Source organism: Palleronia pelagia, from assembly GCF_900110115.1.
Classification (GTDB): domain Bacteria; phylum Pseudomonadota; class Alphaproteobacteria; order Rhodobacterales; family Rhodobacteraceae; genus Palleronia; species Palleronia pelagia.
On sequence record NZ_FOCM01000008.1, the window covers coordinates 118,474 to 131,370 of the forward strand.

15 protein-coding genes are annotated in these 12,897 nt (G+C 66.9%); 10 read left to right on the forward strand and 5 right to left on the reverse strand.

The window, feature by feature from the left end:
- Positions 1-41: 41 nt before the first annotated feature.
- The gene (carA, locus tag BMX96_RS15935; protein ID WP_091846387.1) at positions 42-1,202 is read right to left on the reverse strand and encodes a glutamine-hydrolyzing carbamoyl-phosphate synthase small subunit; all 1,161 of its coding nucleotides are present in this window, start codon (positions 1,200-1,202) and stop codon (positions 42-44) included.
- Between the two features lie 194 nt (positions 1,203-1,396).
- On the opposite strand from carA, the gene BMX96_RS15940 reads away from it, so the two are divergent.
- Positions 1,397-1,858 carry a GatB/YqeY domain-containing protein gene (locus tag BMX96_RS15940; RefSeq protein ID WP_073129195.1) on the forward strand — a complete coding sequence of 154 codons (462 nt, stop codon included), beginning with the start codon at positions 1,397-1,399 and terminating at the stop codon, positions 1,856-1,858.
- A gap of 149 nt (positions 1,859-2,007) precedes the next feature.
- Here the strand turns inward: BMX96_RS15940 and BMX96_RS15945 are convergent, their stop codons facing one another.
- On the reverse strand, positions 2,008-2,535 hold the full coding sequence (locus tag BMX96_RS15945) for a DUF2244 domain-containing protein (RefSeq protein ID WP_073129196.1): 528 nt from the start codon (positions 2,533-2,535) through the stop codon (positions 2,008-2,010).
- Positions 2,536-2,537: 2 nt separating this feature from the next.
- Positions 2,538-4,211, reverse strand: a complete 1,674-nt coding sequence (gene ctaD / locus BMX96_RS15950) for a cytochrome c oxidase subunit I (protein WP_091846388.1) — start codon at positions 4,209-4,211, stop codon at positions 2,538-2,540.
- A gap of 273 nt (positions 4,212-4,484) precedes the next feature.
- On the opposite strand from ctaD, the gene BMX96_RS15955 reads away from it, so the two are divergent.
- The 3 genes from BMX96_RS15955 (at position 4,485) to dacB (ending at position 7,909) form a co-directional block, all read left to right on the forward strand.
- Positions 4,485-5,696, forward strand: a complete 1,212-nt coding sequence (locus tag BMX96_RS15955; RefSeq protein WP_091846389.1) for a DegT/DnrJ/EryC1/StrS family aminotransferase — start codon at positions 4,485-4,487, stop codon at positions 5,694-5,696.
- A 58-nt stretch (positions 5,697-5,754) separates the two neighbouring features.
- The gene (locus BMX96_RS15960) at positions 5,755-6,372 is read left to right on the forward strand and encodes a nicotinate-nucleotide adenylyltransferase (protein ID WP_091846390.1); all 618 of its coding nucleotides are present in this window, start codon (positions 5,755-5,757) and stop codon (positions 6,370-6,372) included.
- A gap of 97 nt (positions 6,373-6,469) precedes the next feature.
- Complete coding sequence (gene dacB / locus BMX96_RS15965) at positions 6,470-7,909, forward strand: D-alanyl-D-alanine carboxypeptidase/D-alanyl-D-alanine endopeptidase (RefSeq protein ID WP_236737100.1); 1,440 nt, start codon at positions 6,470-6,472, stop codon at positions 7,907-7,909.
- Positions 7,910-7,912: 3 nt separating this feature from the next.
- Here the strand turns inward: dacB and BMX96_RS15970 are convergent, their stop codons facing one another.
- Both BMX96_RS15970 and BMX96_RS15975 read right to left on the reverse strand, forming a co-directional pair.
- On the reverse strand, positions 7,913-8,098 hold the full coding sequence (locus BMX96_RS15970; RefSeq protein ID WP_073129201.1) for a PLD nuclease N-terminal domain-containing protein: 186 nt from the start codon (positions 8,096-8,098) through the stop codon (positions 7,913-7,915).
- A gap of 65 nt (positions 8,099-8,163) precedes the next feature.
- Complete coding sequence (locus BMX96_RS15975) at positions 8,164-8,604, reverse strand: tellurite resistance TerB family protein (RefSeq protein ID WP_073129202.1); 441 nt, start codon at positions 8,602-8,604, stop codon at positions 8,164-8,166.
- Positions 8,605-8,698: 94 nt separating this feature from the next.
- Between BMX96_RS15975 and BMX96_RS15980 the strand changes: the two genes are divergently transcribed.
- From BMX96_RS15980 to BMX96_RS20095, 6 genes are all read left to right on the forward strand, one after another.
- Positions 8,699-10,279: a lysine--tRNA ligase gene (locus BMX96_RS15980; RefSeq protein ID WP_091846392.1), complete on the forward strand. Its 1,581-nt coding sequence runs from the start codon at positions 8,699-8,701 to the stop codon at positions 10,277-10,279.
- Between the two features lie 174 nt (positions 10,280-10,453).
- Positions 10,454-11,560 carry a 3,4-dihydroxy-2-butanone-4-phosphate synthase gene (gene ribB / locus BMX96_RS15985; protein WP_091846393.1) on the forward strand — a complete coding sequence of 369 codons (1,107 nt, stop codon included), beginning with the start codon at positions 10,454-10,456 and terminating at the stop codon, positions 11,558-11,560.
- Positions 11,560-12,075: a 6,7-dimethyl-8-ribityllumazine synthase gene (locus BMX96_RS15990; protein ID WP_091846394.1), complete on the forward strand. Its 516-nt coding sequence runs from the start codon at positions 11,560-11,562 to the stop codon at positions 12,073-12,075. The genes ribB and BMX96_RS15990 overlap by 1 nt, the downstream gene beginning before the upstream one ends.
- Positions 12,072-12,533, forward strand: a complete 462-nt coding sequence (nusB, locus tag BMX96_RS15995; RefSeq protein WP_073129206.1) for a transcription antitermination factor NusB — start codon at positions 12,072-12,074, stop codon at positions 12,531-12,533. The genes BMX96_RS15990 and nusB overlap by 4 nt, the downstream gene beginning before the upstream one ends.
- Positions 12,530-12,769: a hypothetical protein gene (locus BMX96_RS16000; RefSeq protein WP_091846395.1), complete on the forward strand. Its 240-nt coding sequence runs from the start codon at positions 12,530-12,532 to the stop codon at positions 12,767-12,769. Before nusB ends, BMX96_RS16000 begins: the two co-directional genes overlap by 4 nt.
- Complete coding sequence (locus BMX96_RS20095) at positions 12,766-12,897, forward strand: hypothetical protein (protein WP_269085824.1); 132 nt, start codon at positions 12,766-12,768, stop codon at positions 12,895-12,897. The genes BMX96_RS16000 and BMX96_RS20095 overlap by 4 nt, the downstream gene beginning before the upstream one ends.

Here is a 12,897-nt window from a genome sequence, read left to right on the forward strand (position 1 = left end):
GTGAGGGTTAATCGAAAGTTAAGACCGGACCGTGGCCCGGGTCAGGCCGGGGCGGCGGCGCGATCCTTCATGGCCTGGGCGAAGCGTTCGAACAGGTAGAAGCTGTCCTGCGGTCCGGGGCTGGCCTCTGGATGCTGCTGCACCGAGTAAACCGGGCGGTCCTTCAGACGGATGCCGCAATTCGACCCGTCGAACAGCGAGGTATGCGTCTCGACCACACCCTCGGGCAGGGTCTGGCTGTCCACGGTAAAGCCATGGTTCATCGACGTGATCTCGACCTTGCCGGTCTCGTGGTCCTTCACCGGGTGGTTCGCGCCGTGGTGGCCGTGGTTCATCTTGACCGTGCGCCCGCCCAGGGCCAGCGCCAGCAGCTGGTGGCCGAGGCAGATGCCGAACACCGGAATGTCGGTGGTGTTCAGGACCTTCTGGATCATCGGCACGGCGTAGATGCCGGTGGCCGCCGGGTCGCCGGGACCGTTGGACAGGAACAGCCCCTCGGGGTTGTGGGCCAGGACCTCTTCCGCGGTGGCCGACGCAGGCAGGACGGTCACGTCGCAGCCGGCGCTGGCCAGGCAGCGCAGGATGTTGCGCTTGGCGCCGTAGTCGATGGCCACGACCTTGTGGCCCGGCCCCTCGCGCTTGGTATAGCCGTCCGGCCAGGCCCAGCGCATTTCGTCCCAACGGTAGGATTGCGCGCAGGTCACGTCGCGCGCCAGGTCCAGGCCCTCGAGCCCCTTGAAGCCACGGGCCTTGGCGACCAGCGCCTCGATGTCGAACTTGCCCTCGGGGTCATGGGCCAGCGCCACATGGGGGGCGCCCTGCTGCCGGATCGCCCGGGTCAGCCGCCGCGTGTCGACGCCGCCGATCCCGATGCGTCCCATCCGCCGGAGCCAGTCCTGCAGCGTGCCGGTCGCGCGCCAGTTGCTGGGCTCGGTCGGGTCCCACTTCACCACCATGCCCGCCGCGTGGGGCTGCATGGCCTCGTCATCCTCGGGCGTGGTGCCGGTGTTGCCGATATGGGGGAAGGTGAAGGTCACGATCTGCCCGGCGTAGGACGGGTCTGTCATGATCTCCTGGTATCCGGTCATGGCGGTGTTGAAGCACAGCTCGGCCGTGGTGTCGCCGGTGGCGCCGAAGCCGTGCCCGTAGAACAACGTGCCGTCGGCCAGGGCGAGGCAGGCGGTGGGCTTGGGGCGGGGCATGGGCGGTCTCCTGGGACGGGCTGCGGCCAAATCTGCGGCAAATTATGGATTCGGCCCCGAAGGGTCAAGGCAGCGCGGGTGCAAATTAAAACGTATATATTACAATGACATGCAGCTCCACGGGTGCTGTTGCTGCGCCCGTTGGCATAAGATAGGTGTGACCGGGTCAATCAACACCACTTCAAGGGGTGCCCATGGACATTCGATCCCGGCTGAACACCGCGCTCAAGACCGCCATGAAGGAACGGCAGTCCGACCGGCTGAGCACGCTGCGGCTGATCAACGCCGCCATCAAGGACCGCGATATCGCCGCGCGCGGCAGCGACGACGCCCCCGGCGAGATGTCCGAGGCCGACCTGCTCCAGATCCTCGGGCGCATGGTGAAACAGCGCCAGGAAAGCGTCCGCGCCTACGAGGAGGGCGGCCGGCTGGAACTGGCCGATGCCGAGCGCGAGGAAATCGCGGTGATCGAGGAATTCCTGCCCCGCCAGCTGAGCGACGACGAGGTCGACCGTGCTGTCGACGAGGCCATCGCCGAGACCAATGCCAGCTCGATCCGCGACATGGGCAAGGTGATCGGCCTGCTGAAGTCGCGCTACACTGGCCAGATGGATTTCGGGAAGGTCGGCCCGCGCGTGAAGACGCGCCTGAGCTGATCCCGCGAGCGGCGGGGGGCTCGTCGCCCTCTCAGTTTCACAAATGGCTAGCCGCGCCTTAGCCTAGGCGCGGCTGTCCGCGAGATTTTCGCGAGTTCGTGGCGTTGCTTTGATGGCAGCCGCATGGCGGCGCGATGGGACGTACCGATTCAGACCTGCTTCAGCACCCGCGACAGGTCGTCGTAGAGCGACTGGCGCTCTTCGGCCGACAGGAAGGCGCCGACTTCCACCTCGCGGCCCGCGCCAGACAGGGTCAGGTAGAACGGCACCGGGCCGGCCCGCTCGATCAGGTTCACCTTCACCCAGAACGGGTTCGCCTCCCACAGGCGGGGCGGGCGATTGCGATCCTCGCGCCGAAGCGCCAGGTGGTCGGACCAGAGGCACAGTTCTTCGGTCGTCTCGCCGTCGCGGTAATTGCGCTGGATCGCGGCGTAGATCCCCCACAGCGCCAGCATCATGAAGGGCAGGAGCCCCCACAGGACCGGCGTGCCGAGCACCCCGAGCAGGGGCAGCAGGATCATCACGTAGGTGAATCCGATGAAAGCGACGAAGCCGCTTCGGGGCAGGGACCGGTTGGGCCAGAGCCGGACCCGGGCCAGCGGCTGGTCACCCGCCGCATGCGAGAAGGCCCCGGACGATGCCGGGGCCTTTTCGGATTTCGTCCAAACCACCGGCATGGTCAGTGCGCGGCGCCCTTATCCCACTCTTCCTGCTTGGGCAGGATCTCGAACGTGTGCTCGGGCGGGGGCGAGGGCAGGGTCCACTCCAGCGTGTCCGCATGCTCGTTCCAAGGGTTGGCACCGGCGGTCTTCGGCACCTTGATCAGCACCCAGAAGATGGCGCCGATGAAGAACAGGAACGACGCGAAGCTCAGGAACGCGCCCCAGGACGACACCGAGTGCCACAGCGCGAACGCGTCGGGGTAGTCGATGTAGCGGCGCGGCATGCCCTGGCGGCCCAGGAAGTGCTGGGGGAAGAACGTCAGGTTCGAGCCGATGAACATCGCCCAGAAGTGCGTGTGGCCGATCCACTCGGGGATGATCTTGCCGGTGAATTTCGGGAAGTAGAAATAGATCCCGGCAAAGATGGCGAAGACGGCCCCGAGGCTCATCACGTAGTGGAAGTGCGCCACGACGTAGTAGGTGTCGTGATAGACGCGGTCCACGGCGGCCTGGCTCAGCACGATGCCGGTAACGCCACCGGCGGTGAACAACACCAGGAAACCGAAGGCCCAGAGCATCGGGGTCTTCAGCTGGACCGAGCCGCCCCACATGGTCGCGATCCACGAGAAGATCTTGATGCCCGTGGGCACCGCGATGACCATGGTCGCCAGCATGAAGTAGCTCTGCTGGGTCAGCGACATGCCGACGGTGTACATGTGGTGAGCCCAGACGACGAAGCCCAGCACGCCGATGGCGATCAGCGCCCAGACCATCGGCAGGTAGCCGAAGATCGGCTTGCGCGAGAAGGTGCTGATCACGTGGCTGATGATGCCGAAGCCCGGCAGGATCACGATGTAGACCTCGGGGTGTCCGAAGAACCACAGGATGTGCTGGTAAAGAACCGGGTCACCGCCGCCGGCCGGATCGAAGAACGTCGTGCCGAAGTTCCGGTCGGTCAGCAGCATGGTGATGGCGCCCGCCAGAACCGGCAGCGACAGCAGGATGAGCCACGCGGTCACGAAGATCGACCACGAGAACAGCGGCACCTTGAACAGGCTCATGCCCGGGGCCCGCATGTTCAGGAAGGTGGTGATGATGTTGATCGCACCCAGGATCGACGAGGCGCCCGAGACGTGCACCGCGAAGATCGCGAGGTCGGTGGAATAGCCGCCTTCGGTCGTCGAAAGCGGTGGGTAAAGCACCCAGCCGATGCCCGATCCGAGCTGGCCATTCCCGCCCGGTGCGAAGACCGAGCTGACCGCGAGGGTCGAACCGGCGACGAACAGCCAGTAGCTGAGGTTGTTCAGACGCGGGAACGCCATGTCGGGCGCGCCGATCTGCAACGGCATCAGGTAGTTGCCGAAACCGCCGAACAGGGCCGGGATAACCACGAAGAACATCATCAGGATGCCGTGGGCCGTGATCATCACGTTCCACAAGTGGCCGTTGGGCGTACAATTCTCGACGGCGGCGGGCAGCAGGCGCGCGCCTTCCATGCACATGTACTGCACGCCGGGGCTCATCAGCTCCATGCGCATGTACACGGTGAAGGCCACCGAGATGAAACCGGTCAGGCCGGCCGTGAACAGGTACAGAATACCGATGTCTTTGTGATTGGTGGACATGAACCAGCGGGTGAAGAATCCCCGCTCGTCGTGCCCGTCGTGGCCGTGAACGGCTGCGTCAGCCATGTCGTGCCTCCTCAAGGTTCCCGTTAGCTTCGCGCCGGGCGGCGGCCGACACGTTTACGCGCTCGTGTTTACTGGCGCGCGCCCAAGGGGGCAATGACGCAAAAGGCCTGCATTCGGGAAAAAGTGACGCGGGCAGGGATGCTTGTCGGGCCCCGGAATCCCGGAATCCGCTGCGTTTCGTCGCGATTCCGGCCGAAACCGGGGTTATCAATTCAAATTTTCGCATATGTGGTCGCCCTTGTGCGGGCGCGGGCCGCGCCGCAATGTCGCGGCATGGAAGAACGCTTCACCGGCAACTTCACGCAGCAGGAACCGATCTCCGAGGCGGGAATCGCGGCGGTGGGCGACATCCTGCGGTCGGGGCGCCTGCACCGCTACAACCTCGCCGGGGGCGAGCGGGGGGCCGTGGCGGCATTGGAAGAGGAATACGCCGCTTGGCAGGGCGCGCGCCATTGTCTCGCCGTGACGTCGGGCGGGCAGGGGATGCAGATCGCCCTGCGCGCGGCGGGCGTACGGCCCGGCGACCCGGTGCTGACCAACGCCTTCACGCTGGCCCCGGTGCCGGGCGCCATCGCGGCCATCGGGGCGCGGCCGGTCCTGGTCGAGGTGGACGACACGCTGTGCATCGACCTGGACGACTTGCGGCGGAAGTGGGAAATCTGCAAGGCACCCTGCCTTTTGCTGTCCCATATGCGGGGCCATTTGTGCGATATGGACAAGCTGGTGGCGCTTGCGTCCACGCTTGGACTGACCGTGATCGAGGATTGCGCCCACACGATGGGGGCGGAATGGAACGGGGTGAAGTCCGGCAATTTCGGCCACGCCGCGTGCTTCTCGACCCAGACCTACAAGCACATGAACTCGGGCGAGGGCGGGCTGGTGACCTCGGACGACGCGGGGTTCATGGCCCGGGCGATCATCCTGTCAGGCAGCTACATGAACCACGCCACCCACGGCACAAGGCCCGACGATCCCGATTTCGCCGACGCCCGGCTGGACATGCCCAATTGCAGCGCGCGGATGGACATGATGCGCGCGGCCCTGCTGCGCACGCAGTTGCCGGACCTGCCGCGGAATATCGACCGCTGGGCCCGGCGATTCGAGGCCGCTGCGGCCCCGCTGGCCGCCAATCCGGCGGTTTCGCTGCCCGCGATGCGGCCCGAGATGCGGCGCGTGGGCTCGTCGATCCAGTTCCGGGTGCCGTCGCTCGACGCCGGCGGCTGTGACGCCCTGGTGCAGGGCTGTGCCGCGCGGGGCGTCGTGCTGAAATGGTTCGGCCGCGACGTGCCCGAGGGGTTTACCTCGGCCCATCCCAGCTGGCGCTATGTCGACCGGCAGGATCTGCCGCAGACCGACCGGATCCTCGCGACGCTGTTCGACATGCGCCTGCCGCTGACCTTCTCGGTCGAGGATTGCGACCTGATCGGCCGCATCATCGCGCAGGAGGTGGCGAAGCTGACCCCGGCACAGGGCGCATCCCTTTGATTGCAAAGCAGCGGCCCGGGCGGTAGCTCAACCCGGCGTAGCAGCGAAAGGACGCGCGATGGGATGGGGCCCCGGTTGGCCAATGGCCCGGCCCGGCATGGCCGTGGGGCTTCTGGGCGGATCGTTCGATCCGGCGCACGCGGGCCACGCGCACCTGACCCGCGCGGCGCTGGCGCGCTTCGGGCTGGATGCCGTGTGGTGGCTGGTCAGCCCGGGCAATCCGCTGAAGCCCAGCGGTCCCGCCCCGATGGCGCAACGGATGGACCGTGCGCGAAAGGTCATGGACCATCCGCATGTCGAAATCACGGACATCGAGGCGCATATGGGCGTGCGGCACACGGCGCGCACGCTCGGCGCGCTGGTGGCACGTTATCCGGGCGTTCGCTTCGTCTGGCTTATGGGCGCGGACAACATGGCGACCCTGCACAAGTGGGAGGACTGGAAGCAGATCCTGCACACCATGCCCGTGGGAGTGGTGGCGCGGCCCGGCGACCGGCTGGCGGCGCTGACCTCGCCCGCGGCGCGGGCTTTTCGCGCGGCCCGTGTGACACCGGACACCGCGCGCGGGCTTGCCCACCGGCCGATACCCGCCTGGGCCTTCGTGAACCTTCCCTTGCGGCCCGAAAGCTCGACGGCCTTGCGCGAAAGCGGGGCCTGGCCCCAAAACGATCCGTGAGCGACGCGATTTTGCCGTTGATCCGTCTCAACCTCTGACCATATCGAGGCAGGGCTGTAACAGGAGCGCCGATTTGCGGCTGACACGACGTACGATTTTGACCGGTCTGCTGGCCAGCGCGGCGGGCGGGGCATTGGCCGAGGCGCCGGCCACGTCGCTGCGGCCGCGGGCGCGCGCCGCCGATTTCTTCAAGCGCGCCCTGCCCACCGGCGACGACCTGGTGGCCCGCGCGGGCCTTGGCGCCGGCAAGGTCGCCTTCGTGGTGGCCGACGCCACGACCGGCGAGATTCTGGAATCGCGCGCGCCGCTGTTGCCGCAACCGCCCGCCAGCACCGCCAAGGCCCTTACCACGCTTTACCACCTGGACCGGCTCGGTCCCACTCACCGCTTCTCGACCCGGCTGCTGGCGACCGGCCCGGTCGTCAACGGGCGCATCGACGGCGACCTGATCCTCGCCGGCGGAGGGGACCCCACGCTCGACACCGACGGCCTGGCGAGGCTGGCGTCGCAACTGAAGGATGCGGGCGTGCGCGAGGTCGCAGGCAACCTGCGGATCTGGACGGGCGCGCTGCCGAACCTGCACGAGATCGACGTCGAGCAACCCGACCACGTGGGCTACAACCCGGCGGTGGGCGGGCTGAACCTGAACTTCAACCGGGTGCATTTCGGATGGGAGCGCAAGGGCGGCGACTACCAGGTCAGCATGGATGCCCGCTCGGCCACGCGAATTCCCGGCGTCGCCATGGCGCGGATGCAGGTCGTCGACCGAAGCGGCCCCGTCTATACATACGCCCGCGGCGAGGCGCGCGATGACTGGACCGTGGCGCGCGGTGCGCTGGGCAGCAACGGGTCGCGCTGGCTGCCGGTCCGGTTTCCGGGCCTCTACGCGGGCGAGGTGTTCCAGACGCTCGCACGGTCGAACGGCCTGATGATCGGCGGCCCGGTCCTGCGCGCCGACGCGCCCGAGGGCGATGAGCTGGCCCGCGTCGACAGCGCCGAAAGCCGCGTGATCCTTGAGGACATGCTGGAATATTCCACCAACCTCACCGCCGAGATCATGGGCCTGTCGGCCAGCAAGTCCGACGGCGATGTCGAGACGCTGGCCGGCTCGGCCGCGCGGATGAACGAATGGCTGAAATCGGAGATGGGGCTGCGGTCGGTTGCGCTCGAGGATCATTCGGGCCTGGGCGACGACAGCCGCATCACCGCGTCGGACATGTGCCGGGCCATGGTCGCATCGGGACCCGATGGCGCGTTGCGGCCGCTTATGAAGCCCTTCCGCACCGATGATACGACCATCCAGGTGGCCGCGAAGACCGGCACGCTCAATTTCGTGTCGGCGCTGACCGGTTTCATCGGAAGCGATGATGGTAGGCGGCCGCTGGCTTTCGCCGTCTTCTGCTCGGATATCGACCGGCGCGACGCGCTGAGCATGGCGGAACGCGAACGCCCCGCCGGCGGCAGGGCCTGGGCGGGGCGCGCGAGAACGCTCCAGCGCGCGCTCATCGCGCACTGGAACACGTGGTATCGGACCTGAGCGTCAGACCCGGGCGGTGCCGCCCCGCGGACCGGCGATCAGCCAGGCGATGAAGCCCAGGACCGGCAGGATCAGGACCACGAGGCACCAGATGATCTTGCCCAGGGTCGAGGCGCCGCTGGTGATGATGTTGTAAAGCGCGTAGATGTCGGCGATCAGGACGATGAGTCCCAGAATTCCATATTCCATTGGTCTGCCTTTCGTTTTGCAGGATGCGGACAAAACGCCGCAGCCCCGCCCGAAAGTTCCCTGATCTAGGAGTCTTCGTTGCCGACCAGCGAAATATGGCGCGCCCGGGCGGCCAGCTCGATCGCGGCGGCCGCCAGGCGGGTGACCTTCAGCTCGAACCGGATTTCCTCGAGCAGGCGGATCTCGGTATCGGCCAGCGATCCGTCCGCCACCGCCACGTCGCAGGCCAGCGCGTAGGCGGTTTCGTGGAACCGCTCGGGTAGGTTGTCGCGCAGCAGGCCGAAAAGCGCATCCAGCCCGTCCTCCTCGGAGAAGAGGTCGAACACCGTTTCGGCCATCGTGCGGATGCGGTCCTGGTCGTAATCGGCGAACACCGGCAGGTGGTTCACGATCCGCTCGATCGTGATCAGCTCGCTCGTGCGCAGGTTCTCGTCCGATGCGGACACGGCGATCATCACCGCCACAAGGCAATCGGGCACCGTCATGGAATGGCTGATGTCGTTCATTTTTCCCACTCTCTCCGCAGCCAAGGTTTATTGACCTCGGCGGTGTGCGGCAATAGCTACCGCGCCTGATCAGCAGCCCAAGGAGGCACCACCGATGACCGACCTACGCGACACCGCGCTCAACTCGAAGGCCTGGCCCTTTGAAGAGGCCCGTCGCCTGGTCAAACGGTTCCAGAAGGCGCCACCCGAGAAGGGCTATGTGCTGTTCGAAACGGGCTATGGCCCGTCGGGGCTGCCGCATATCGGCACCTTCGGCGAAGTGGCGCGCACCACCATGGTGCGCCGCGCGTTCGAGACGATCAGCGACATCCCCACCAAGCTGATCTGTTTCTCCGACGATATGGACGGCCTGCGCAAGGTGCCGGGCAACGTACCCAATCAGGACCAGATGCGCGAGGATCTGCACCTGCCGCTGTCGCGCGTGCGCGACCCGTTCGGCACGCATGACAGCTTCGGCGCGCACAACAACGCGCGTCTGAACGCGTTTCTCGACAGCTTCGGCTTCGAATACGAGTTCGCGTCCTCGACCGAGTACTACACCAGCGGCAAGTTCGACACCGCGCTGCTGCGGATGCTCGAGCAGTTCGACAAGATCATGGAGATCATGCTGCCCACCCTGGGCGAGGAGCGGCGCGCGACATACTCGCCCTTCCTGCCCGTCAGCCCCAAGACCGGCCACGTGCTGCAGGTGCCGACGCTGGAGCGCAACGTCGAGAAAGGCACCATCGTCTATGCCGAGCCCGACGGCGAACGGGTCGAGGTCCCGGTGACCGGGGGCAATGTGAAGGTGCAGTGGAAGCCCGACTGGGCCATGCGCTGGTACGCGCTGGGCGTGGATTACGAGATGTCGGGCAAGGACCTGATCGATTCGGTGACGCAGGCCAGCAAGATCTGCCGCGCGCTGGGCCGGGCCGCGCCCGAGACGCTGACCTACGAGCTGTTCAACGACGAGCTGGGCCAGAAGATCAGCAAGTCGAAGGGAAACGGCCTTAGCATGGAGGAATGGCTGCGCTACGCCGCGCCGGAATCGCTCGGCTATTTCATGTTCCAGAAGCCCAAGACGGCCAAGCGGCTGTATTTCGACGTGATCCCCAAGGCGGTGGACGAATACCATCAGCAGCTGCGCGCCTATCCCGAACAGGACGCGACGCAACGCCTGGCGAACCCGGTGTTCCACATCCACGGTGGCGACGTTCCCGAAAGCCGAATGGTCGTGCCGTTCTCCATGCTGCTGAACCTGGCATCGGTCGCCGGTGCCGAGGATGCCGAGACCCTGTGGGGCTTCATCCGCCGCTACGCGCCCGAGGCGGGCCCCGATACGCATCCAGACCTGGACGCGGCGGCGGGATACGCCGTGCGATATTACAACGACTTCGTGAAGCCCGAGAAGACGTATCGCGCCCCCGACGACCGCGAACGGGCTGCGCTGATCGACCTGCGCGACCGTCTCGCCGCGTGGGACGGCCCGCTGGACGCCGAGGCCCTGCAATCCGAGGTCTTCGCCGTCGGCAAGGCCCACGGATTCGAGCCGCTGCGCGACTGGTTCAAGGCGCTCTACGAGGTGCTGCTGGGGGCGAGCCAGGGGCCGCGCTTCGGCGGGTTCATCGCGCTCTACGGCGTGGACGAAACCCGGGCGCTGATCGACCAGGCGCTCGCCGGCAAGCTGGCCGCCTGAGCCGGTCCACCCCTCGCGCGCCGCCCCCGGCTTCATCTTTCCTGAAATACCTCGGGGGAGGCGCGCAAGCGCCGGGGGCAGCGCCCCCCGGGACGCACCGGCACCCCGCGCGCCCACTGGTCTTTTCGGCGCACGGGGTCTATCTGGCAGCCCGAACCCCAAGGGATACCCGCGATGTCCGACACCGCCCATTACCACGACGCGATCTCGCCCATCGAGGAGATCATCGAGGACGCCCGCAACGGGCGCATGTTCATCCTCGTCGACCACGAGGACCGCGAGAACGAGGGCGACCTGGTCATCCCCGCGCAGATGGCGACGCCGGATGCGATCAACTTCATGGCGACCCACGGGCGCGGCCTGATCTGCCTGACCCTGACCGGCAAGCGCTGCGACGCCCTGGGTCTGCAACTCATGGCGTCCCAGAACTCGTCGCGGCACGAGACGAACTTCACCATCTCGATCGAGGCGCGCGAGGGCGTGTCGACCGGCATCTCGGCCCACGATCGCGCCCGCACGGTGGCGGTGGCCATCGACGGCGACAGCACGCCCGCCGATATCGCGACGCCTGGCCACGTGTTCCCGCTGCGCGCGCGCGAGGGCGGCGTGCTGGTGCGCGCGGGTCATACCGAGGCGGGCGTCGACATCGCCCGGCTGGCGGGTCTGAACCCCTCCAGCGTCATCTGCGAGATCATGAACGACGACGGCACCATGGCGCGGCTGCCCGACCTCGTGGCCTTCGCCCAGCGCCACGGGCTGAAGATCGGCACCATCAGCGACCTGATCGGGTACCGCCGCCGCAACGACAACCTCGTCCGCAAGAGCCAGGAGCGGACGATCACGTCCGAGTTCGGCGGCGAATGGCAGATGCGCATCTACACGGACGAGACCCAGGGCTCCGAGCATATCGTGCTCATCAAGGGCGACATCGCCACCGACGAGCCGGTGCTGGTGCGGATGCATGCCATGGATCCGATGCTGGACGTGGTGGGCACCGGCGGGGCCGGGCGCGCCCGCGAGTTCGGTGACGCCATGGAGCAGATCGCCGCCGAGGGCCGCGGCGTGCTGGTCCTGCTGCGCGACCTGACCATGAAGGTCGCCGACCATGACGACGTGTCGCCCCAAACCCTGCGGCAATACGGGCTGGGCGCGCAGATCCTCAGCTCGCTCGGCCTGCACAAGCTGGTGCTGCTCACCAATTCGCCCAAACCCAAGGTGGTCGGGCTCGAGGCCTACGGGCTCGAGATCACCGGCACGCGCAAGATATCGGAGATCGGCTGATGGCCGGACAATCCCACTACACCCCGCCGATGCCCGCGTTCGACGTACCGGTGAAGCTGCTGATCGTGGTGGCGCCCTATTACAAGGACATCGCCGACGACCTGGTCGCCGGCGCGAGGGCGCAGGCCGAGTCCGCCGGCGCGACCTGCGACCTGGTCGAGGTGCCCGGCGCGCTGGAGATCCCCACCGCGATCCGCCTGGCGCAGCGCACCGCCGATTACGACGGCTACGTCGCGCTGGGCTGCGTGATCCGGGGGGAAACGACCCATTACGAGACGGTCTGCAACGACAGCAGCCGCGCGCTGACGCTGCTGGGGCTGGACGGCTGCTGCATCGGCAACGGCATCCTGACCGTCGAGACCCACGAACAGGCCGCCGTGCGCGCGGGCGAGCAGAACAAGGGCGGCGGCGCTGCGGCCGCCGCGCTGCACCTGGTGGCGCTGTCGCGCAAGTGGCGCGGCCAGGGCAAGGGCATCGGTTTCAAACCGCGGGGCGAGGACACGTTGCTGGCATGAGCACCGACAAGCGACAGATGAAATCCGCCGCGCGTCTCTACGCGGTGCAGGCCCTGTTCCAGATGGAGCATTCCGACCTGAGCCTCGACCGCGTACGCGTGGAATTCGAGGATCACCGCTTCGGCGCCGTCTACGACGAGGGCGAGATGGCCGAAGGCAACATCGACCTGTTCCGCGCCATCCTGGAAGGCGTTGTCGAACGTCAGGGCCGCATCGACAAGATGACCGACCGCGCGCTGGTCGCGAAATGGCCCATCGACCGGATCGACCCGACCCTGCGCGCGCTGTTCCGCGCCGCGGGGGCCGAGCTGACGGCCGAGCAGACGCCGCCCAAGGTGGTCATCGTCGAATACGTGGACGTGGCCAAGGCGTTCTTTCCCGAGGGCCGCGAGCCCAAGTTCGTGAACGCCGTTCTGGACCACATGGCACGGGAGGCGCGGCCCGAGGCCTTCGCGTGACCCGGCGCGCCCGCCAGCGCGACCCATTGGCCAGCTTCAACGAGCGGGTGAAGATCCTCGCGCAGTTCCTGAACGCCATCGCGCTGGGCGCCATCGGCTTCGCCGTGCTGCGGCCATTGACCGAATCGCTGTCCAACTGGGACCTCAACGCCTTCTGGTGGTTGATCGTCGGACTCGCAATTCACGGTGTGGCGCATTATGTTCTGAGGTACATGCACAAGGAGGACGGATCATGACCTTCTATGAATTCACTGCGCCGCTGGTCCTTCTGGCCATCGCGATGGGCGGTGTGGTCTATATCCACTTCGCCGAGAAACGCCTTGTCAGGAAGCTGCGTGAGCAGCGAAGCCACCCCGCCGAGTAA

What these genes read in the sequence shown, in the direction of transcription:
- BMX96_RS15980 (WP_091846392.1), top strand. Translation starts at nt 8,699, where the DNA reads ATGACCGACCTACGCGACACCGCGCTCAACTCGAAGGCCTGGCCCTTT.
- BMX96_RS15960 (WP_091846390.1), top strand. Translation starts at nt 5,755, where the DNA reads ATGGGATGGGGCCCCGGTTGGCCAATGGCCCGGCCCGGCATGGCCGTG.
- ctaD (WP_091846388.1), bottom strand. Translation starts at nt 4,211, where the DNA reads ATGGCTGACGCAGCCGTTCACGGCCACGACGGGCACGACGAGCGGGGA.
- BMX96_RS15975 (WP_073129202.1), bottom strand. Translation starts at nt 8,604, where the DNA reads ATGAACGACATCAGCCATTCCATGACGGTGCCCGATTGCCTTGTGGCG.
- BMX96_RS15990 (WP_091846394.1), top strand. Translation starts at nt 11,560, where the DNA reads ATGGCCGGACAATCCCACTACACCCCGCCGATGCCCGCGTTCGACGTA.
- BMX96_RS15970 (WP_073129201.1), bottom strand. Translation starts at nt 8,098, where the DNA reads ATGGAATATGGAATTCTGGGACTCATCGTCCTGATCGCCGACATCTAC.
- BMX96_RS15945 (WP_073129196.1), bottom strand. Translation starts at nt 2,535, where the DNA reads ATGCCGGTGGTTTGGACGAAATCCGAAAAGGCCCCGGCATCGTCCGGG.
- nusB (WP_073129206.1), top strand. Translation starts at nt 12,072, where the DNA reads ATGAGCACCGACAAGCGACAGATGAAATCCGCCGCGCGTCTCTACGCG.
- ribB (WP_091846393.1), top strand. Translation starts at nt 10,454, where the DNA reads ATGTCCGACACCGCCCATTACCACGACGCGATCTCGCCCATCGAGGAG.
- BMX96_RS15955 (WP_091846389.1), top strand. Translation starts at nt 4,485, where the DNA reads ATGGAAGAACGCTTCACCGGCAACTTCACGCAGCAGGAACCGATCTCC.
- BMX96_RS15940 (WP_073129195.1), top strand. Translation starts at nt 1,397, where the DNA reads ATGGACATTCGATCCCGGCTGAACACCGCGCTCAAGACCGCCATGAAG.
- BMX96_RS20095 (WP_269085824.1), top strand. Translation starts at nt 12,766, where the DNA reads ATGACCTTCTATGAATTCACTGCGCCGCTGGTCCTTCTGGCCATCGCG.
- carA (WP_091846387.1), bottom strand. Translation starts at nt 1,202, where the DNA reads ATGCCCCGCCCCAAGCCCACCGCCTGCCTCGCCCTGGCCGACGGCACG.